Source organism: Dyella sp. 2YAF14 (genome assembly GCF_052114725.1).
GTDB lineage: Bacteria > Pseudomonadota > Gammaproteobacteria > Xanthomonadales > Rhodanobacteraceae > Dyella.
The window spans coordinates 431,418-450,755 of record NZ_JBFRFH010000003.1; the positions used below are offsets into that span (position 1 = coordinate 431,418).

The 19,338-nt window shown below is 63.9% G+C and carries 16 protein-coding genes; 7 read left to right on the top strand and 9 right to left on the bottom strand.

Going from position 1 to position 19,338, the window contains the following annotated elements; genetic code table 11:
* Nucleotides 1–215: 215 nt before the first annotated feature.
* Both clpA and clpS read right to left on the bottom strand, forming a co-directional pair.
* Complete coding sequence (clpA, locus tag AB4Y82_RS08100) at nt 216–2,483, bottom strand: ATP-dependent Clp protease ATP-binding subunit ClpA (RefSeq protein WP_441602348.1); 2,268 nt, start codon at nt 2,481–2,483, stop codon at nt 216–218.
* Between the two features lie 169 nt (nt 2,484–2,652).
* Nucleotides 2,653–2,979: an ATP-dependent Clp protease adapter ClpS gene (gene clpS / locus AB4Y82_RS08105; RefSeq protein WP_074546739.1), complete on the bottom strand. Its 327-nt coding sequence runs from the start codon at nt 2,977–2,979 to the stop codon at nt 2,653–2,655.
* 143 nt (nt 2,980–3,122) lie between these two features.
* Between clpS and AB4Y82_RS08110 the strand changes: the two genes are divergently transcribed.
* Genes AB4Y82_RS08110 through hflD form a run of 3 tightly spaced genes read left to right on the top strand, consistent with a single transcriptional unit; the run spans nt 3,123 to nt 5,384 of the window.
* Nucleotides 3,123–3,614 carry an NUDIX hydrolase gene (locus AB4Y82_RS08110; protein WP_441602349.1) on the top strand — a complete coding sequence of 164 codons (492 nt, stop codon included), beginning with the start codon at nt 3,123–3,125 and terminating at the stop codon, nt 3,612–3,614.
* A complete protein-coding gene (gene mnmA, locus AB4Y82_RS08115; protein ID WP_441602350.1) occupies nt 3,611–4,750 on the top strand; it encodes a tRNA 2-thiouridine(34) synthase MnmA in 1,140 nt (379 codons plus the stop codon). Before AB4Y82_RS08110 ends, mnmA begins: the two co-directional genes overlap by 4 nt.
* Nucleotides 4,751–4,760: 10 nt before the next feature.
* The gene (hflD, locus tag AB4Y82_RS08120) at nt 4,761–5,384 is read left to right on the top strand and encodes a high frequency lysogenization protein HflD (protein WP_441602450.1); all 624 of its coding nucleotides are present in this window, start codon (nt 4,761–4,763) and stop codon (nt 5,382–5,384) included.
* Nucleotides 5,385–5,393: 9 nt separating this feature from the next.
* On the opposite strand, the gene AB4Y82_RS08125 is transcribed toward hflD, so the two are convergent.
* Entirely contained in the window at nt 5,394–6,719 is a 1,326-nt protein-coding gene (locus tag AB4Y82_RS08125; RefSeq protein ID WP_441602351.1) for an MFS transporter, read from the bottom strand.
* Nucleotides 6,720–6,958: 239 nt separating this feature from the next.
* On the opposite strand from AB4Y82_RS08125, the gene aqpZ reads away from it, so the two are divergent.
* On the top strand, nt 6,959–7,660 hold the full coding sequence (gene aqpZ / locus AB4Y82_RS08130; RefSeq protein WP_441602352.1) for an aquaporin Z: 702 nt from the start codon (nt 6,959–6,961) through the stop codon (nt 7,658–7,660).
* 77 nt (nt 7,661–7,737) lie between these two features.
* On the opposite strand, the gene gloA2 is transcribed toward aqpZ, so the two are convergent.
* The 4 genes from gloA2 to rnk form a co-directional block, all read right to left on the bottom strand.
* On the bottom strand, nt 7,738–8,133 hold the full coding sequence (gene gloA2, locus AB4Y82_RS08135; RefSeq protein ID WP_441602353.1) for an SMU1112c/YaeR family gloxylase I-like metalloprotein: 396 nt from the start codon (nt 8,131–8,133) through the stop codon (nt 7,738–7,740).
* A 4-nt stretch (nt 8,134–8,137) separates the two neighbouring features.
* On the bottom strand, nt 8,138–9,094 hold the full coding sequence (epmA, locus tag AB4Y82_RS08140; RefSeq protein ID WP_441602354.1) for an EF-P lysine aminoacylase EpmA: 957 nt from the start codon (nt 9,092–9,094) through the stop codon (nt 8,138–8,140).
* Complete coding sequence (gene ligA, locus AB4Y82_RS08145; protein ID WP_441602355.1) at nt 9,091–11,481, bottom strand: NAD-dependent DNA ligase LigA; 2,391 nt, start codon at nt 11,479–11,481, stop codon at nt 9,091–9,093. Before ligA ends, epmA begins: the two co-directional genes overlap by 4 nt.
* A gap of 101 nt (nt 11,482–11,582) precedes the next feature.
* Nucleotides 11,583–11,993 carry a nucleoside diphosphate kinase regulator gene (gene rnk, locus AB4Y82_RS08150; protein WP_441602356.1) on the bottom strand — a complete coding sequence of 137 codons (411 nt, stop codon included), beginning with the start codon at nt 11,991–11,993 and terminating at the stop codon, nt 11,583–11,585.
* 247 nt (nt 11,994–12,240) lie between these two features.
* Here rnk and AB4Y82_RS08155 point away from each other — a divergent pair, with 247 nt between their 5' ends.
* Nucleotides 12,241–13,716 (top strand): MFS transporter, encoded by a 1,476-nt coding sequence (locus AB4Y82_RS08155; RefSeq protein ID WP_441602357.1) that lies wholly within the window; start codon nt 12,241–12,243, stop codon nt 13,714–13,716.
* 62 nt (nt 13,717–13,778) lie between these two features.
* Nucleotides 13,779–15,011: a cation:proton antiporter gene (locus AB4Y82_RS08160; RefSeq protein ID WP_441602358.1), complete on the top strand. Its 1,233-nt coding sequence runs from the start codon at nt 13,779–13,781 to the stop codon at nt 15,009–15,011.
* Between the two features lie 57 nt (nt 15,012–15,068).
* Here AB4Y82_RS08160 and AB4Y82_RS08165 read toward each other — a convergent pair whose 3' ends face one another.
* On the bottom strand, nt 15,069–16,487 hold the full coding sequence (locus tag AB4Y82_RS08165) for a cryptochrome/photolyase family protein (protein WP_441602359.1): 1,419 nt from the start codon (nt 16,485–16,487) through the stop codon (nt 15,069–15,071).
* Nucleotides 16,488–16,577: 90 nt separating this feature from the next.
* Entirely contained in the window at nt 16,578–17,783 is a 1,206-nt protein-coding gene (gene fabV, locus AB4Y82_RS08170) for an enoyl-ACP reductase FabV (RefSeq protein WP_441602360.1), read from the bottom strand.
* A 226-nt stretch (nt 17,784–18,009) separates the two neighbouring features.
* Here fabV and AB4Y82_RS08175 point away from each other — a divergent pair, with 226 nt between their 5' ends.
* On the top strand, nt 18,010–19,329 hold the full coding sequence (locus AB4Y82_RS08175; protein WP_441602361.1) for an OprO/OprP family phosphate-selective porin: 1,320 nt from the start codon (nt 18,010–18,012) through the stop codon (nt 19,327–19,329).
* Nucleotides 19,330–19,338: the final 9 nt, after the last annotated feature.

Consider the following 19,338-nt stretch of genomic DNA (forward strand, 5'->3'; position numbering starts at 1 on the left):
CTGTTTCGTCCTCATCAGCAAGGCTACGGACCGGGCCTTTGGGCCTATATCAGAGGCCTCTCAAAACCATCTCAGACGACTCTCAATTTGCGCTGCAACGACGATGCAGTGATCCAGCCGCTTTCGATTTCCGCCCATCGGTGATACTGGCGATAGGCACAAAAAAAAGACCGCGCAATGCGCGGCCTTTTCTTGTTGCTACTGATAACGAGCTATCAGCTCACGGTGGCCGGCAAGTTTTCCGCCGCTTCCGTAGTCACCACCAGCTCGCCCTCGTTGACGCTCAGGCGCACCTTGCCGCCATCGGCCAACTTGCCGAACAGCAGTTCGTCGGCCAGTGCACGCTTCACCTTCTCCTGGATCACGCGAGCCATCGGACGTGCGCCCATCTGCGGATCGAAACCATGCTCCGCCAACCAGCGGCGGGCATCGGCGTCGACATCCAGGCTCACGTGCTTCTCGGTGAGCTGGGCTTCCAGTTCGATCAGGAACTTGTCCACCACGCGCAGGATGTGATCGAAGTCCAGCGCATTGAACTGGATGATCGCGTCCAGACGGTTGCGGAATTCCGGCGTGAAGCTGCGGCGGATTACTTCCATCGCATCCATCGAATGGTTCTGCTTGACGAAGCCGATGCCGCGACGCGACGCCTGCTGCGCACCTGCATTGGTGGTCATCACCACCACCACGTTCTTGAAGTTCGCTTCGCGACCGTTGGTGTCGGTGAGCACGCCGCGATCCATCACCTGCAGCAGGATGTTGAATACATCCGGATGCGCCTTTTCGATTTCGTCGAGCAACAGCACCGCATGCGGATGCTTGGTCACCGCTTCGGTGAGCAGGCCGCCCTGATCGAAGCCGACGTAGCCCGGAGGTGCACCGACCAGGCGCGAGACCGAATGCGCTTCCATGTACTCGGACATGTCGAAGCGGATCATCTCGATACCCAGCTGCATCGCCAGCTGCTTGGTCACTTCGGTCTTGCCCACGCCGGTGGGGCCGGCGAGCAGGAAGCAACCGATCGGCTTGGACGGATCGGCCAGACCCGAACGCGCCATCTTGATCGACGCGGCCAGCGCTTCGATCGCCGGATCCTGGCCGAACACCACCATTTTCAGGTTGCGCTCGAGGTTCTTCAGCACGTCACGATCCGACGCCGACACCTGCTTGGCGGGGATGCGCGCCATCTTGGCCACGATGTATTCGACTTCGGGCACATCCACCCTGCCCGTGCGCTGATCGGCAGGCAGCAGGCGCTGGCGCGCACCGGCCTCGTCGATCACGTCGATGGCCTTGTCCGGCAGCAGGCGATCGGGAATGTGCTTCACCGACAGATCCACCGCCGCCTTGAGCGCTTCGCTGGTGTAGGTGACGTTGTGGTGTTCCTCGAAACGCGAACGCAGGCCCTTGAGGATTTCCAGGCTATCGGCCACCGTCGGCTCGACCACGTCGATCTTCTGGAAGCGACGGGCCAGCGCGCGGTCCTTCTCGAAGATGCCGCGGAATTCCTGGAACGTGGTGGAACCGATGCAGCGCAGCTCGCCCGAGGCCAGCATGGGCTTGATCAGGTTGCTCGCGTCCATGGTGCCGCCCGACGCCGAACCCGCACCGATGATGGTGTGGATCTCATCGATGAACAGGATGGCACCGGTCTGCTTCTTCAGCTGGTTGATGACGGCCTTGAGACGCTTCTCGAAGTCGCCGCGATACTTGGTGCCGGCGACCAGCGCACCCAGGTCCAGCGACCAGATGGTGGCGTTCTCGAGCACTTCGGGTACTTCGCCGTCGACGATGCGCTTGGCCAGGCCTTCGGCCAGGGCCGTCTTGCCCACGCCGGCCTCGCCCACGTAGAGCGGGTTGTTCTTGCGGCGGCGGCACAGCACCTGGATGGTGCGCTCGATTTCGTCCTGGCGGCCGATCAGCGGATCGATCTTGCCTTCGAGCGCCAGCTCGTTGAGGTTGCTGGCGTATTCGCTGAGCGGATTGCCCTTGGGCTCGCCGTCTTCACTCTCGCGCTCGGTGCCCGGCATGCTCGACGACGGCTCGTCGCCGATCTTGGCGATACCGTGCGAAATATAGTTGACCACGTCCAGGCGGGTGATCTCCTGCTGGTGCAGGAAATACACGGCGTGCGAATCCTTTTCGCCGAAGATCGCCACCAGCACGTTCGCGCCGGTGACTTCTTTACGGCCCGAAGACTGTACGTGATAAACCGCGCGCTGCAGCACGCGCTGGAAGCCGAGGGTGGGCTGGGTATCGCGCTCGTCCCCGTGCGGCAATACCGGTACGGTTTCGGCAATGATCTTTTCCAGCTCGCGCGACAGGCGCGGCAGGTCGACGCCGCAGGCGCGCAGTGCGCCCAGGGCCGACTGGTTTTCGGTAAGAGCGAGCAGCAAATGTTCCACCGTCATGAATTCATGACGCTGCTCGCGGGCCTGCTTGTAGCACTGGCCGATGGTGACTTCGAGATCCTTGCTGAACATCCGGACCTACTCCGCTGTGTGGCTGGGCGTCACGCGCCCCGATAGCTACGAAATGGGGGTGCTGGAAGGCTCTTCAATATCCGTGCCAGGGACGGGCTGTGAGATGGGTAGCGTGGGCGCCAGAACCGACCTTGGCAGATCCTCTCTACACACCTTTCATTACCTCTTTTCAGAGCTTTTCCATAGTGCACAACAAAGGGTGCTGATGAGCACGTGAATATTCGTTCACCTGGGTCACCTTGGTTTCCGCGACTTCCCGGGTAAACACCCCGCACACGCCTTTTCCGCGCGTATGCACGTGAAGCATGACTTGCACCGCACGTTCCTGGTCCAGACTGAAAAAACTTCTCAGCACTTCGACCACAAAATCCATCGGTGTGAAATCGTCGTTCAGCAGTACCACCTGGAAGAGCGGCGGGCGAGCCACCTCCGGACGGGAGGTTTCCAGCGCCAGGCCGTGACCGCTGCCTTGTTCGTGTTCGGGTTCGTGAGCCATGGGTCTACGTGAAATTTCCTTGGGGAAAGTATAGCGCCGGGCACCCGGGATGCTCCCAAGGGGCACCGCCGAAGGCAGATCGCCTTCAGGTGATGGCACAATGACCGCTTTTCCAGTGCCACTAGCGTCGCCATATACCCCCGATGGCCGATTCCTCACCCATTCCCCTGCAAGTCTGGTGCCCACACGTGACCGTGGCCTGCGTGGTTGCCGACGGCGACCGCTTCCTCATGGTCGAAGAGGAGGTCAACGGCCGCCTCGCCTATAACCAGCCGGCGGGCCATTTGGACGACAAAGAGAGCCTGCTGACCGCCGCCGTACGTGAAACGCTGGAAGAAACGGGCTGGACGGTGGTCCCCGAGCACCTGATCGGCGTCCACCAGTGGCGCAGCACCGAGCATGGCGACGGCGTGGTGCGCTTCAGTTTTGCAGCTCGGGCGGTGAGTCATGATCCCGGGCGCCCGCTCGACGAGGGCATCCGGCAGGCCCTGTGGCTCACCCGCGACGAAATTGTGGCACTGGGTGACCAATTGCGCAGTCCACTGGTGCTGATGAGCATCGACGCCTGGCTGAGCGGTCAGCGCCACCCGCTGAACCTGCTGCACAGCCTGCTCGCCGAGGATCGTTACCCATGAAAGTGATGCTCGGTGTCTCCGGCGGTGTCGACTCTTCGGTGGCCGCCCTGCTGCTGCAGCAGGGTGGCTACGAGGTCGAAGGCCTGTTCATGCAGAACTGGGAAGAAGACGACCGCGACGGCCCCTGCACCACCGATATCGATCGCAAGGACGCCGTGGCCGTGTGCGGGCGGCTGGGCATTCCGTTCCATGCGCGCAATTTCGCCGCCGAGTATTGGGCTGGCGTGTTCGAGCACTTTCTTGCCGAATACCGCGCCGGTCGCACGCCCAATCCGGACGTGCTGTGCAATCGCGAGATCAAGTTCAAGACCTTCCTGGATGAGGCCCGCGCGCTGGGCGCCGACAAGATCGCCACCGGCCACTACGCCCGCGTGGATTTCCATGAAGGCAAATATCGCCTGCTGCGCGCGGTGGATGCGTCCAAGGACCAGACTTACTTTCTTCACGCCCTGGGCCAGCAGCAGCTCAGCGCAACGCTGTTTCCGGTCGGCGAGATCGAAAAGCCGCTGGTGCGCCAGATGGCCCAGGAGGCCGCGCTGCCGACGCACGCGAAAAAGGATTCCACCGGCATCTGCTTTATCGGCGAGCGCGACTTCCGCAGCTTTCTTGCCCAGTACCTGCCCGCCCAGCCCGGCCCGATGCGCACGCCCGATGGCCAGACCGTGGGCGAGCACCAGGGCGCGATGTATTACACCCTTGGCCAGCGCAACGGCCTGGGGATCGGCGGGCGCCATGGCGCCAGCGGCGAGGCCTGGTACGTGGTCGGCAAGGATGTGCCCGCCAACGTGCTGTATGTTGCGCAGGGCGGCGAGAACCATTGGCTTTATTCGAACCGCCTGCACGCCGAGCCGCCGACCTGGGTGGCGGGCGAGCCGCCGGCGAAACAATTTCGTTGCACCGCCAAGACGCGCTATCGCCAGGCCGACCAGCCCTGCGAAGTGTTTGTACGGAACGATGGACTCGAGGTGGTGTTCGACCAGCCGCAGCGGGCCGTGACGCCCGGCCAGTCGGTGGTTTTCTATGACGGCGAGGCCTGTCTCGGCGGTGCCGTGATCGACCGCACCGACGCCCCCTTTGGCGGCTGGAATGATGCCGCTACTTCTTCCGCCCTCTCCGAGGCACTGACCGGTGTTTGAAATTTTCGCGATGAACGAAGAGCGCGTGTTGGCCCTGGCGGGTTTGTTCCAGGCCACCACGCTCGCCCAGCAGCTGGCCAACGATGGCCGCTGCGACGACATCGCCATGGCCTCGAGCATGGCCAGCGTGTTCCGCATCGATGCACCGTCGGTCGTGGGCGTCTACGGCGATGTCGGCGCCGTGCGCCTGGGCCTGCGCCAGCTGATCACCCTGCTCGACGAGAACAACCGCGATGTGGCCATCACGCGCATGGCCTTCACGGTGATGCGCCTGGAGCGCAGCCTGTCACGCCGCAGCGATCTGCTGGATCGCCTGCAGCAAGGCATCGCCGCCGCACAGCGGCAGGTCGAACACTTCGGTGCGGATTCGCCGCAGGTGGTGAAGCGTCTGGCCGAGCTGTATGCCGGCACGCTTTCCACGCTCAAGCCGCGCGTGATGGTCACCGGCAATCCGCAGCAGTTGCAGCAGCCGGCCGTGGTCGAAAAGGTTCGCACCAACCTGCTCGCCGCCGTGCGTTCGGCCGTGTTGTGGCGACAGCTGGGCGGGCGCCAGTGGCAGATGCTGCTGTATCGCAAGCAGTGCAGCATGTTGGCGCGTGGGCTGTTGACGGGTTCGACCATCAACAACCCCTGAGGGCTGCGCTCAGTCGGTCATCAACTGAGCTTTGCCGCGCCCTTTCACCAGCAGCCACACCGCCGCCGCAACGCCGACCACCACCGTGATCGTCACATAGTGCGCGGCAGCCATGCGCCCGGACGTCCCGGCCAGGTAGCCGATAAACGTGGCAGTACACGCGCCAAACACGGCATAGGCCACGTTATAGGCGAAGGAGATGCCGGAGAAGCGAATCTGCGCCGGAAACGCCGCCACCATGATGGTGGGCACCACCGCCACGGTACCGACCAGAAAACCGGTGAGCCCATACAGCGGCAGAAAATGCGCGCCGCCTGCCGCCAGATCACCGAACAGCACATAGGTGACAGTCACCAAGGCGACCGAGCCGGCGATCAGTGTCCAGGCGGCGCCAATGCGATCGACCAGCCAGCCAAATGCCACGCAGCCCACGCATAGGCAAAAAGCGGCGATGCTATTGCCCAGGAAGGCCACGTCAGCAGGAATGCCGAACGACTTCTGCGCCAGGCTGGGCAGTCCCAGAATCAGCACCAGGATGGCCGCGGTGAGCGTCCAGGTGACCGCCATGGAAATGGCCACGCTGGCGCCATGACCCGCCAGCACGGTGCGCAGCGGCAAGCCCTCGCTCAATGCCTTGCGCGCATGCAGCTCGGCAAACACCGGCGTTTCGCTCAACCAGCGACGCAGCCACACGGCCACGAGGCCGAACACGCCGCCCAGCACAAACGGCAGGCGCCACCAGCCGCGCAACACATCGGCGGGCGAGAAGTGATGGTTCATCCACGCCGCCGTCAGCGAGCCGATCAGGATGCCCGCGGTGAGGCCGGAGGTGAGGCATGCACAGGCAAAACCGACCCGTCCGCGCGGCGCGTGCTCGGCCACGAATACCCATGCGCCCGGCACTTCGCCACCAATCGCCACGCCCTGCATCACGCGCAGGCACAGCAACAGCAGCGGCGCCAGCAGCCCCACCGAGGCATAGACCGGCAGCGCGCCAATCGCCAGCGTCGGCAGCGCCATCAGGAAAACGCTCAGCGTGAACATGCGCTTGCGACCCTGCCGGTCGCCGAAGTGAGCCATCACGATGCCGCCCAGCGGTCGGGCCAGATAGCCCGCGGCGAAGATCGCGTAGGTCTGCAACTGGGCCAGCCACTGCGGCATGTCCGGCGGAAAAAACAGGTGGCTCAGCGGCAGCGCAAAAAACACGAACACCACGAAATCGTAGAACTCCAGCGCGCCGCCCAGCGAGGCGAGCAGCAGGGTCTGGATGTCACGCGCGCCCATGCGGCGGACGGGGGCTGCCAAGGTTGGCGTGGTCGGAAATGCTTGCGTCATCGAAGGATCCTGCAGTACCAGGCGAAAGCGACGGGGCAGCATACACAAAGGAAAAGCCTCTTCGGTATGTAAGCCTTCACCGATCTGGACCGGGACGTGGACTACTCCTATGGCCAATTTTGTTAGCCTACGCGTACTCGAGCCATGCACTAAGAGCCTGTTTCAAATCGGGATCGTTGTGGAAGTCACGCATGGATGCGCTCGAGCCATTCCCTGAAAATCTGGCAAGGAGAGTCCCCGTGAATATGGGCAAGCGTTTGGGAGCAGAGTTTTTTGGCACGTTCTGGCTGGTCTTTGGCGGCTGCGGCAGCGCAGTCTTCGCGGCAACCTTCCCTGAGTTGGGCATTGGATTTGCAGGCGTCGCCCTCGCCTTCGGCCTCACCGTGGTGACCATGGCGTATGCGGTGGGTCATATTTCCGGTGCGCACTTCAATCCCGCAGTAACTGCAGGCATGTGGGCCAGCGGCCGTTTTCCGGCCAAGGACGTGATCCCTTACTGGATCGCACAAGTGGTGGGCGGCGTGGCAGCCGGCGCCACCATCTATTTGATAGCCAGTGGCAGACCCGTGTTCGATCCCGTCGCGGGCGGCTTTGCCTCCAACGGCTACGGCGAGCATTCGCCGGGGCAGTATTCGTTGGTGGCCTGCATGGTTGCCGAGTTCGTGCTGACCGCGTTCTTCCTGATCGTGATCAACGGCACCACGCACAAACTGGCGCCGACCGGCTTTGCACCGCTGGCCATCGGCCTCGCGCTCACGCTGATCCACCTGATCTCCATCCCGATCACCAACACCTCGGTCAATCCGGCGCGCAGCACCGCGGTTGCCGTGTTCCAGGGCAGCTGGGCCATGGGGCAGCTGTGGATGTTCTGGGTGGTTCCGCTGATCGGCGGCATCGTGGGCGGCCTGATCTATCGCCACCTGCTGGACTGGCACGACTAAGCGCCTGCCCATTGCTCCACCTCGAAATCCAGCGGCTTATTCGAGCCGCTGGATTTTTTTATGGGTACGTCGACGTCTCAGGCTTCGTACAGCTCGATCGGAAGACCGTCGGGGTCGGCGAAAAAGGTGAAGCGGCGATCGGTGAATTCATCCACGCGCACGGGTTCGCAGGCCACGCCACGCTGCTGCAGCGTGGCGATCACCGCTTCCACGTCTGGCACGGCAAACGCGAGATGGCGCAATCCTTGTGCCTCGGGCCGTGACGGCCGCGGCGGTGGCGACGGAAACGAAAACAGCTCGAGGCTGACGCCCGGCGAAACTTCCAGATCCAGTTTCCACGAGTCGCGCTCAGCGCGGTACACCTCGCGAATGACGCGAAAACCCAGCGTCTGGGTGTAGAACGCTTTCGACCGCGCATAGTCCGAACAAATCAACGCCACATGATGGATGGCGGGCAGCAAACTCGACGCCATGCCTTCAGGCCTCTGCAAAGGGAAAAGTGAGCACGTCGGCGATCGCGTCCGTGCCCACCAGGCACATCAGGAGACGCTCGATACCCATGGCCACGCCGGCGCAATCGGGCATCGCGTCCAACGTGTCCAACAGGTTCTCGTCCATCGGGATGGCCGGTTGGCCGCGCGATTGACGTACCGCGTTGTCGCGCTCGAAACGCCGACGTTGTTCGGCCGCGTCGTTGAGCTCGTGATAGCCATTGGCCAGCTCATAGCGCCCCAGAAAAAGCTCAAAGCGTTCGGCCAGCGGAGGATCGCCCGGCCGCACTTTCGCGAGCGCGCACTGCGAGGCGGGATAGTCATGGATCACGGTGATGCGGTTGCGCGGAAACGAGGGCTGCAGGCGATGGGTGATGAGCAGATCAAGCCAGTCGTCGCGCGTCAGCCCGTCCGGATGGATGTTGAATTCCTCAAGCGCCAACTGCAGCTGCTCGATCGGCGCGTGCGCCGGATCGATGCCAAGCTCGTCGATGAAGAGCTGCCGGTAGCCTTCGATGCATATTTCCGCGCGCGATCCCATCATCGCCAGCGCAGCCTCAACGAGCGCGATGGTTTCTTCCATCAGCTGCCGATGATCCCAGCCCACGCGATACCACTCGAGCATGGTGAACTCGGGGTTGTGGCGACCGCCGGCCTCACCGTTGCGAAACACGCGGCCCATCTCGTAGCAGTCGCCAACACCGGCGGCCAGCAAGCGCTTCAACGGATATTCCGGCGAGGTGCGCATCCAGCGTTCGCGTGCACCGGCATCGACATGGCCACTGAAACGAGCGCTGAAACTCTCGATGTTCGGATCGGTGTTGCCGGCTGCCGACAGGATTGGCGTTTCCACCTCCAGCACATTGCGTTCGGCGAAGAACGCCCGGATCAGCGCGTAAAGCCGTGCGCGCAGATGCAGGCGCCCTGCCATGTGCAGGTTCATGCGCTGCCCTCGTGGGTGGCGAGCAGCTCGAGCAGGCGCGCCTCGTCCCACACTTCCACGCCCAGTTCCTGCGCCTTGTCGAGCTTGGAACCGGCCGCCTCGCCCGCCACCACGAAGCTGGTCTTCTTGGACACCGAACCGGCGACCTTGGCGCCCAACGCCTCCAGCCGCTCCTTGGCGTCATCGCGACTCAGCGACGACAGCGTGCCGGTGAGCACGATGGTCTGGCTTTCCAGCGGCGCGGTGGCGGCCTTGGTGCTCTTGGGAATGGCATTGAGCAACTCCCACATGGCCGCGTCCGCTTCGCGCAGCTGCTGCAGCTTCGCCTTGTCGGCAAGAAAAGCTTCGAGATTGGTCGATGCCGCCGAAGGCAAACCGGCCGTCACCCAATGCGCAGGTCCGGCCGCAACCAGCTTATCCAGTGAGGTAAACCGTTCGGCCAGCAGCTTGGTGCTCTTGGGACCGAGCTTGCTCACGCCCGCCATATCCAGCAACAACGCCAGATCCAGGCGCTGGTGCAACTTGGGTGAAGGGTGCGTTTCATCGGAGAACACGATGCCCGAAGCGAGCAAGGCATCGACCACTTTCTGATTGCCGTCCTGCGCGAAAAATGCCGCGATGGAACGCGCGACTTCATCGCCGATATCGGGCAACACCCGCAGCACCGCCGCCGGCATGCGACGGATCACCGCCAGGCTGCCCAGCCACGCCGCCAGCGTCTTCGCCGTGCTTTCGCCGATATGCATGATGCCCAGCGCAAACAGGAAGCGAGGCAGGCTGGTGTGCTTGCTGGCCTCGATCGCCTCGATCAGGTTCTCGGCCCACTTGGTGGCCACCTTGCCCTGCTTGACGGTTTCCGGTGTGGAGCCATCGCTCTCATCGGCACGCCGCTTCATCTCCAGGAAATCGTCCAGCGTCAGCGAGTAGAGATCGGCGGGCGTATGCACATAGCCGAAATCCACCAGTGCTTCCACGAAGCGCTCGCCCAGGCCGTCGATGTCCATGGCGCGCCGCGCGGCGAAATGAATCAGCGCTTCCTTGCGTTGCGCCGCGCAGATCAGGCCGCCCGAGCAGCGCCAGGCGGCTTCGCCTTCTTCGCGTACCAAGGCCGAGTTGCACACCGGGCAATGCGTGGGCATATGCCAGGGTCGCGTATGCGGCGGACGCAGTTCGGGCATCACGCGCACGACTTCGGGAATCACGTCGCCGGCGCGCCGTACGATCACCGTGTCACCAACGCGCACATCCAGGCGTGCCACCTGGTCGGCGTTGTGCAAGGTGGCATTGCTGACCGTAACGCCGCCCACCTGCACCGGTTTAAGGCGGGCCAGCGGCGTGGCGGCACCGGTGCGGCCGATATTGATCTCGATCGCTTCGACCGTGGTGGTCTGCTCCTGCGCCGGGAACTTGTGCGCCACCGCCCAACGTGGCGCGCGGGACACGAAGCCCATTTCGCGCTGGCCCGCGTAGTCGTCCAGCTTGTACACCACGCCGTCGATATCGTAGGGAAGCTTGTCGCGCTTGGCGCCGATGCGCCGGTAGTAGGCGATCAGACCATCAAAACCCTTGGCGCTGCCCACTTCGGGCGACACCGGAAAGCCCCAGTCGCGCAGCTTGGCCAAGGTTTTGGAATGCGTGGCCGGCAGCTCGCCGCCCTGCACGTCGCCCACCGCGTAAGCAAAGAAGCTCAGCTTGCGCCGCGCCGTGATGGCCGGGTCGAGCTGGCGCAGCGAACCTGCCGCGCCATTGCGCGGATTGGCCAGGGTCTTCTCGCCGTGCTCGCGGGCGCGTGCATTGAAGGCTTCGAAATCCTTGTGCAGCATGATCACTTCGCCGCGCACTTCCAGCACGCGCGGCCAGCCCTCGCCGCGCAGGCGCAGCGGAATCGCACGTACGGTGCGCAAGTTGGCGGTGACGTCCTCACCGGTCTCGCCATCGCCGCGCGTCGCGCCCTGCACGAACACGCCGTTTTCGTAGCGCAGGCTGATCGCCAGGCCGTCAAGCTTGGGCTCGACCGAAAACTCCGGGTTGCGCCGGTCCAGGGTCTGCTCGATGCGGCGCTCGAACTCGGCAATCTCGCGGAAGCGTTCGCGATCGCCCTCGCCGTCCAGTTCGAAGGCGTTGTTCAACGACAGCATCGGTATCACGTGACGCACTTCGGCGAAGCCGCCTTGGGCACGCGCACCGACTCGCCGCGTGGGCGAGTCGGGCGTGGCCAGCTCCGGGTGTGCCTGTTCGAGCGCTTCCAGCGCACGCATGGCGCGGTCGTACTCGGCGTCCGTGATCTCGGGGTCGTCGAGTACGTGGTAGCGATGGTTCGCGCGTTCAATCTTGTCGCGCAGTTCGGCGGCCTGGGCGCGCCAATCGGTGGCCTGACTCTGGCTCATGCGGGTGTCCTCATGAGCGGAAGTTTACCTAAGCTCGACTCGCTTCGGCCCGATTGCCTGTAAATCCCGCGGCAGTCGTGAAGAAGGCGTGCATAAGGGCGTCAGCGATGCAGATCGCCCGACGCTTCAGGTTGATATTCGATGTCCAGCACGCGCAGCTCACGGCGGTGGCCGTCCGGCGTGGGCCATTCGATATGCTGGCCCACCTTCAGGCCGAGCAACGCACTGCCCACGGGCGCCAGGATCGACACCGTGCCCGGCACCCCGGCGCCGGCGGGATACACCAGGGTGACAGTCAACTCGTCGCCGCCATCGTCGTCCTTGAAGGTGACCACGGAATTCATGGTGACCACGTCCGGCGGTATCGCCGAAGACTCCACCACGTCGGCACGATCGAGCTCGCCGCGCAGCGCCTGGTATTGCCCGGCCTGCACCGGTGGCATGCGCTCGAGCATGGCTTCAAGGCGATCCAGGTCGCGTGTGGAAATGACAATCGGTGGCTTGCTGCTCATAGGGACTCCTGTCGTGCGGATGCGCCTGCGACGATCCGCCAGCTATCGCAAAAAGAGACGCGCCGGGACGCTGCCGCCCCGGCGCGATCGATTCATCGTGGTTTGCCGTTCACCGTTGCTCGTCGGGCTGCTTCGCTGTTGCGAGTTGACGCGGTGCGCACACGCGCACCCCAAAGATGAAACGCAGCCGACTTTGGACGCAGCGACCCGCAAAAGCAAGCTGCCATAGCAGCTATCATAATGAGACATGTCCGAGAATTTGGCCGCCACCCAAACCAACCTTCCCGTGCCGCCGCCAGGCGAGGAAGCGCCGGCTCCTGCTCCGCCACCGGAGTCCTCGCGCGATCGCTATCGCGGACTGATCTGGCTGGTGGCTGCCGCCTTCTTCATGCAGGCGCTGGACTCCACCATCGTCAACACGGCCGTGCCGGCGATGGCCGAGGCGTTGAACGTCACTCCGCTGGGCATGCGCACCGCGCTCACCAGTTACGTGCTGACGCTGGCGATCTTTATTCCCGCCAGCCCATGGCTGTGCGACCGTTTCGGAACGCGGCGCATCTTTGCGCTCGCCATCGCCACCTTCACCGTCGGCTCGCTGTTGTGCGGCATCGCGCAGAGCCTGCCGCAGCTGGTCGCCGCGCGAGTGCTGCAGGGCCTGGGCGGCGCGGCGCTGATGCCGGTGGGCCGCTACGTGCTCGTGCGCAGCGTCGACAAACGCGATTTCGTGCGAGCCATGAGTACGGTCGCCACGGTGGGCCTGCTCGGCTCGGTGCTCGGACCGCTGCTGGGCGGCGCACTGGCGCAATACACCTCGTGGCGGCTGATCTTCCTGATCAATGTCCCGGTGGGCGTGATCGGCATGTGGATGAATCGCCGCGACATGCCCGATTACCGCCTGGACGATGTGCACCCCTTCGATCTGCTGGGCTTTCTGCTGTTCGCTGCCGCGTCGGCCATGTTGTTGACCGCATCCGAAGTGGCTAGCGGTGGCGGCGGACAAGGATTGTGGATCACCCTCTACGGCGTGCTTGCAGTCGTGTTCGGCGTGACCTATGTGTGGCACAGCCGCCGCAATGATCACCCCGTGGCGGATCTGAGCCTGCTGCGGGTACGCAGCGTATGGGTGTCGCTGGCCGGCAACCTGTTCACGCGCCTGGGCGTATCGGGCATGTTCCTGCTGCTGGTGTTGTTCCTGCAGGTGGGCTGCGGCTGGTCGCCCTTGATGGCCGGCCTGATGATGGTGCCGCAGGCGCTGGGCTCGATCACCGCCAAGTGGGGCATCAACCGGCTGCTGCAGTACCTCGGTTATCAAAAACTGCTGTTCGCCAACACCCTCATCGTGGCGGTGATGCTGGCGTCGTTCGCGCTGCTCGGCAAGAGCTCGCCGATGTGGGTGATCGCGCTGATGGTGTATGTCTACGGCGGCTTCATGGGCCTGCAGTACACCGCCATGAATACCCTCATCTACAACGACCTGGACGTGAAGTTCGCCGCGCAGGCGTCGTCGATGGCCTCGACGGCGCAGTATCTGTCGATGAGCTTCGGCATTGCGCTGGCCTCGCTGCTGATGGAAGCCTTGCTGCAAGGCCATGCCCACGAAGACTACATCCCTGCGTTTCGTTGGACGGTGTTGCTGCTGGCCATCGTGACTGCCACGGCCAGCTGGGTATTCAGCCGACTGAAGAGCGACGCCTCGCCACGCTCGACGCACGCGTCCGACTGAGCGCAGGTTTCGTGCCGAGCATGTAGCATGCGTGGCATTCGACTGCCGCCGTGTACTTACGCATGCATCACGCCAGCGACATCCTGCTTACCCTCTTCATCGTCTTCATCGCCGCCCAGCTTGGCGGCGAGATCGCGCAGCGGCTGAAGCTGCCCGGCGTGGTGGGCGAGATCGCCGCCGGCTGCATCATCGGCCCTTCCCTGCTGGGCTGGATCACGCCCGACCAGGTGGCGCCTGGCACGCCGCTGGATGTGCTGGCGGAGATCGGCGTGGTCTTGCTGCTGTTTTCAGTGGGACTGGAAACACGGCTGGAAGACCTGAAGAAAGTCGGCAAGGTCGCCTTCATCGTCGGCGTGCTCGGCGTGCTCGTGCCGTTCGCACTGGGCGGTGCATGGGCGCACGGCAATGGCTTCGACTGGAGCCGTTCGCTGTTTATCGCGGCGGCCTTTGTCGCCACCTCGGCTGGCATCACCGCGCGCGTATTGCAGGAGCTGGGCGCGCTCCAGCGCATCGAGAGCAAGGTGATCCTGGGTGCGGCGGTGATCGACGACATCCTGGCCATGTTGCTGCTTGGCGTGGTGGTTTCAGTGCAAGGCGGCGAAGGCATCGATGTGGTGCACTTGCTCGCCGTGCTGGCCGGCGCGATCGGCTTCATCGCCATCATCGGTATCGGCGGTGCGCGCGTGATGCGCTGGAATTCAAGCTGGCTGGACAAGCCGCAGAGTCCTCACTCGGCGCTGGCGATCGTGCTGGCGCTTTGCCTTGGCCTGGCCTACGTGTCGACGCTGTTCGGCCTGGCCGCCATCATCGGCGCCTTCCTGGCCGGCATGATCGCCTCCGAAACACGCCAGCAGCACACGCTCGAGAAACAGACGCAACCCCTGCTCGCCCTGCTCACGCCGTTCTTCTTCGTCATCACCGGCAGCAAGATCGACCTGCACCAGCTGATGAACCTCGAGGCGGCGACCATGTTGCTGGTGGTCACCCTGATCGCGATTGCATCGAAGTTGATCGGCGGTTTTCTTGGATCGCTGTCGCTGGGAGCGCGTAGTGCCACCGTCGTCGGATTCGGCATGGTGCCGCGTGGTGAGGTGGGCGTGGTGATTGCCAGCCTTGGCTTGGCAGCGGGTGTATTCACCGATCGCATCTACGCGATCATCGTGGCGATGTCGTTGTTGACGGCGATGGTGACGCCGCCGGTGTTGGCGTGGTTGTTGCGCAAATGGAGTGGACCCACATCCGTTCAACCGACCTCTGTGGGAGCGCACCCTGTGCGCGACGACCCGGAGCGTTGAAGTGGAGGCCTGTCGCGCACAGGGTGCACTCCCACAGGGGGACGGTGCGGCGGATCCTCAGCTCGCGCGCATGGTGCGATAAGCCATCAAGGCAGCTTCGCGGCTCTCACCCAAGTCCACCATAGGCGCGAGGTATCCGGTGCGCTTCAGCAAGGCCGGATCCGTCCACGGTTCATGCAACTGCTTCAACGGCACCTCCGCCAACTCAGGCAACCAGCGCCGCAGATACTGACCCTCCGGATCGAACTTGTGCGCCTGCGTCACCGGATTGAACACGCGGAAATACGGCGCGGCATCAGCGCCGCTGCCAGCCACCCACTGCCAGCCCATCGTATTGTTCGCCAGATCAGCGTCCACCAGCGTGTCCCAGAACCAGCGCGCGCCGTGATGCCAGTGCTGCCTGAGGTTCTTGCACAGGAAGCTGGCTACGATCATGCGTACGCGGTTGTGCATCCAGCCGGTGTGCCAGAGCTCGCGCATGCCGGCGTCGACCAGGGGAATGCCGGTGAGGCCGCGCTGCCATCGCTCGATCGCCGTGGCATCTTCGCTCGCCCATGGAAACCGGTCGAACTGCTCGTTGAAGTTCGCCGTAGGCGTCTTGGGAAAGTGATATAGCAGGTGATGCGCAAACTCGCGCCAGCCCAGCTCGCGCAGGTAGGGCTCGATGTCCGGGCGTCGACGCGCATCGGTGGCAGCCGCGCGATCGACCAGCTGGCGATGGATCTGCCGCGGCGATATCTCGCCAAAGTGCAGATGTGGCGAGAGTCTCGAAGTACCGTGTCGCGCAGGCAGGTCGCGGGCGCGTTGATAGTCGCTCACGGCGTCGTCCATGAAGATATCCAGCCACTCCTGCGCGCCCTGCTCGCCCGGTTGCCAGGCTTCCTGCAGGCCGCCGTCCCACGCGATGCGCGGCAATAGCTTGAGCGCATCCAGCGGCACGCTTCCGTCGACTGTGATCGCACGCAGTGAAGCCGGCACGGCCAAGGGCTGCACGACCTCGAGTTGGGGACGCAGGCTCCGCCAGAACGGCGTGAACACGCGATACGGCCCCTGCTGTTTCGTCTCGATCCGCCAGGGTTCGCACCACAGCGACGCATTGAAGCTGTGGACCTCGACGCCCTGCTCGCGCAAGGCGGTCTTGAGTTCGCTGTCCCGCGCGATGGCGGCGGGTTCGTAGACTCGGCTCCAGTAGACCGCCGTAGCTCCCGTGCGATCGATCAGATCGCGCAGCACCTCAAGGCTGCTGCCCTGCGCAAGATGCAGTGCATTGCCATGCTCGCGCAGTTGGGCATCGAGTCGCGCAAGGGAATGATGCAGCCACCAGCGGCTCGCGGCGCCGGGAGTCCACGCGCCGTCTTCATGCGGTGCATGAATATAGAGCGGGAGGATGTGTTCGTGCGCCTGCGCGGCGGCACTGAGTGCGGGATGATCGGCGAGGCGTAGGTCGCGGCGAAACCAGACGATGGCGGTGCTCATGCCGACAGCTTAGTGAGCGCCTGAGCGGTTGTATGCCTCGTCTTTGGACGGTACCGGATGCCGCGCGATGGCGGCATCCGGTGGGGTCGATCAGAGTTCGATCACGTCGAAGCGGCGATCCGGGTTCACGTCTTCTTCGTAATGGATGTCGCTGCGGCCAAAGCCGAACAGGCGCAGGAAGTCGCTCTTGTAACCGGCGTAGTCGGTGAGCTGGTTGAGGTTTTCGGTATTCACCGTCGACCACAGCGCCTTGCACGCCTGCTGCACATCGTCGCGCAGCTCCCAGTCGTCCAGACGCAGGCGGCCGTCGCTGTCGGTTTCGGTCGCGCCATGATCCTTGCGGTACAGGCGGTCGCGGAACATGCGGTTAATCTGCTCGATGGTGCCTTCGTGGATGCCCAGCTCCTTCATCACGCGGAAGGAAATGGCGATATACAGCGGCAGCACCGGGATCGCCGCGCTCGCCTGGGTCACCACCGACTTCATCACGCCCACGTAGGCATCCAGGTGCTCGGCCTTGTGTTCGGCGACGAGCTGCTTGGCGGTGTTGTCCAGATGCTGCTTGGCCTGGCCGAGCGTGCCGTGCCAGTACATCGGCCAGGTGATCTCGGTGCCGATATAGCTATAGGCCACGGTCTTGGCATGATCGGCGAGCACGCCAGCCTTGCTCAGCGCATCGATCCACAGCTTCCAGTCCTCGCCACCCATCACGGTGACGGTGTCCTTGATTTCCTGCTCGGTCGCCGGCTCCACCGACGCCTGCACCACGGTGTCGCGGTTGGTGTCGATCGAGTTGGCGGTGAAGGTCTCGCCGATGGTCTTGAGCGACGAGCGCACCACTTCACCGGTGTCCGGCAGCTTGCGCACCGGCGAGGCCAGCGAATAGACGACGAGGTCGATCTTGCCGCCCATCTCGTTCTTGATGATCTCGATGGCGCGCTCGCGCGTCTCGTTGGCGAACGCATCGCCGTTGATCGAGCGGCTGAACAGGCCTGCTTCCTTGGCGAGCTTGTCGAACGCCGCGGAGTTGTACCAGCCCGCGGTGCCCGTCTTGGTCTCGCTGCTGGGCTTCTCGAAGAACACGCCGAGGGTGGCCGCGCCGTAACCGAAGGCCGCGGTGATGCGCGAGGCCAGGCCATAGCCGGTGGAAGCACCGATCACCAGCACGCGCTTGGGACCCTCGCCCAGGTCGCCCTGCGCCTTGGTGATGTTGATCTGATCGATCACGTTGTGCTCGCAACCGACCGGATGGGCCGTCACGCAGATAAAACCACGCACCTTGGGGTTGATGATCACTCGAGGACTCCTGGGAGGCGTTGCAAACCGCCATATTAACCCGCACGGCAGGCCATGCGCCTCCGTAGGGAAGCCCGGCCTCGCCACGGAAGGATCGGGGACGCTGGTTCCCAGCGGCTCCCACAGACCAAAGCTTCACCATCGCGGCACTATGAATAGCCCGGGCCAGGGCAAGGATCGCTGGCTGCCACAGGTCAACAGCGGCAAGGGACGGGGGTGAGCGGGCATGGCGGATATCGCGCGCAAGACGCTGGCTGGCCATGCCCCGACATGGTTGAGCCTTGGCCTTGCCTGCGCGACGTCAGCGGGATGCGTCCATCAGCCGTCCAAACCAGCGGCCGCCTCGACCAGCGCTTCTGAAGAAACCTTGCCCGCCGCGCCTGCCTCCGGGACGTCGACGGCCAGCAATGACAGCGCTGCACTGGAGCACTTGCGCGAGTTGTCGCTGATGCGCCCCTTCGAAGGCGGCATCGACACGCCGGTGATCCACAACCAGATCCACGGCTACGTGATGGTCGATGCCGCCGACTACAACCATCAAGGCCTGGGCAATACGCAATTTTCGATACGGCGCGCCGACATCAGCCTCACTCACAATCTGCGCTTCGACTGGCTGTTCTATGCCGACGCGCAGATCGTGGACGGCCATCTGGAGTTCAAGGATGTCTACGTTCGCAAGCAGACCAAGTATTTCGGCGTGGTCACCATGGGCAACCAGCAGGAACCGTTCGGCCTCGAGCAGTTCGGCAGTTTTCGCAACACGACTTTTCTCGAGCGCGCCACCACCAATGCGCTCGCACCGAGTCGCAGCGTGGGCATCACCTCCAGCGATTTCCACGGTCCCTGGATATGGAGCTACGGCTTCTACACCGCCGGCGCCAAGGATGAAGGCCGCACCCAGCGCGGCGTGGCTCTCACCGGTCGCCTGGCTTATCTGCTGAGAACTGCGCGCGGCTCGTATCACCTGGCCATCGATTATTCGACGCGTCGCGCCGGCCCTGACAACGACCAGCAGTTCAAGTCGGCCTCGGAGGTGGCACTGTCTTCGGACGGCTATTTCCTCAACACCGGCGATATCACCGGCTCGAACAAGGTGCAGCGCTACGGCCTCGAAGCGGCGCACGTCAACGGGCCGTTCTCCTGGCAGGCCGAATATATGGAGGCGCATCTGCAACGCAGCGACGGTCTGCCTGCCCTGCGCTTCCGCGGCTGGTACGCCTATGCCAGCTGGATGATCACCGGAGAAAGCCGCGACTACCGCGAAGGCAACGCCACCTTCGGACCGGTGGTGCCGCATGCCTCCTGGAACGGGCATGGCGGTGGCGCGCTGGAAGTGGGGGCGCGACTGAGCATGACCGACCTCAACGATCGCGATGTGGTCGGCGGCAAGGAGACCAATCTCACGCTGGGCGTGAACTGGTACCTKGACAAGTCCGTACGCCTCTCTGCCAACCTGGTCCACGCGCTGGACCTGAACAAGCCCGGCAACGAAAACAGCGGCAAGCATCCGTCTGCCATCGTGGGGCGTTTCCAGTACCAGTTTTAGGCGATGTCG

Coding starts and splice junctions, on each gene's coding strand:
- gloA2 (WP_441602353.1), bottom strand. CDS start 8,133: ATGGCGTCGAGTTTGCTGCCCGCCATCCATCATGTGGCGTTGATTTGT.
- ligA (WP_441602355.1), bottom strand. CDS start 11,481: ATGAGCCAGAGTCAGGCCACCGATTGGCGCGCCCAGGCCGCCGAACTG.
- AB4Y82_RS08165 (WP_441602359.1), bottom strand. CDS start 16,487: ATGAGCACCGCCATCGTCTGGTTTCGCCGCGACCTACGCCTCGCCGAT.
- AB4Y82_RS08160 (WP_441602358.1), top strand. CDS start 13,779: ATGCATCACGCCAGCGACATCCTGCTTACCCTCTTCATCGTCTTCATC.
- AB4Y82_RS08110 (WP_441602349.1), top strand. CDS start 3,123: ATGGCCGATTCCTCACCCATTCCCCTGCAAGTCTGGTGCCCACACGTG.
- hflD (WP_441602450.1), top strand. CDS start 4,761: ATGAACGAAGAGCGCGTGTTGGCCCTGGCGGGTTTGTTCCAGGCCACC.
- clpA (WP_441602348.1), bottom strand. CDS start 2,483: ATGTTCAGCAAGGATCTCGAAGTCACCATCGGCCAGTGCTACAAGCAG.
- AB4Y82_RS08155 (WP_441602357.1), top strand. CDS start 12,241: ATGTCCGAGAATTTGGCCGCCACCCAAACCAACCTTCCCGTGCCGCCG.
- AB4Y82_RS08125 (WP_441602351.1), bottom strand. CDS start 6,719: ATGACGCAAGCATTTCCGACCACGCCAACCTTGGCAGCCCCCGTCCGC.
- clpS (WP_074546739.1), bottom strand. CDS start 2,979: ATGGCTCACGAACCCGAACACGAACAAGGCAGCGGTCACGGCCTGGCG.
- rnk (WP_441602356.1), bottom strand. CDS start 11,993: ATGAGCAGCAAGCCACCGATTGTCATTTCCACACGCGACCTGGATCGC.
- epmA (WP_441602354.1), bottom strand. CDS start 9,094: ATGAACCTGCACATGGCAGGGCGCCTGCATCTGCGCGCACGGCTTTAC.
- mnmA (WP_441602350.1), top strand. CDS start 3,611: ATGAAAGTGATGCTCGGTGTCTCCGGCGGTGTCGACTCTTCGGTGGCC.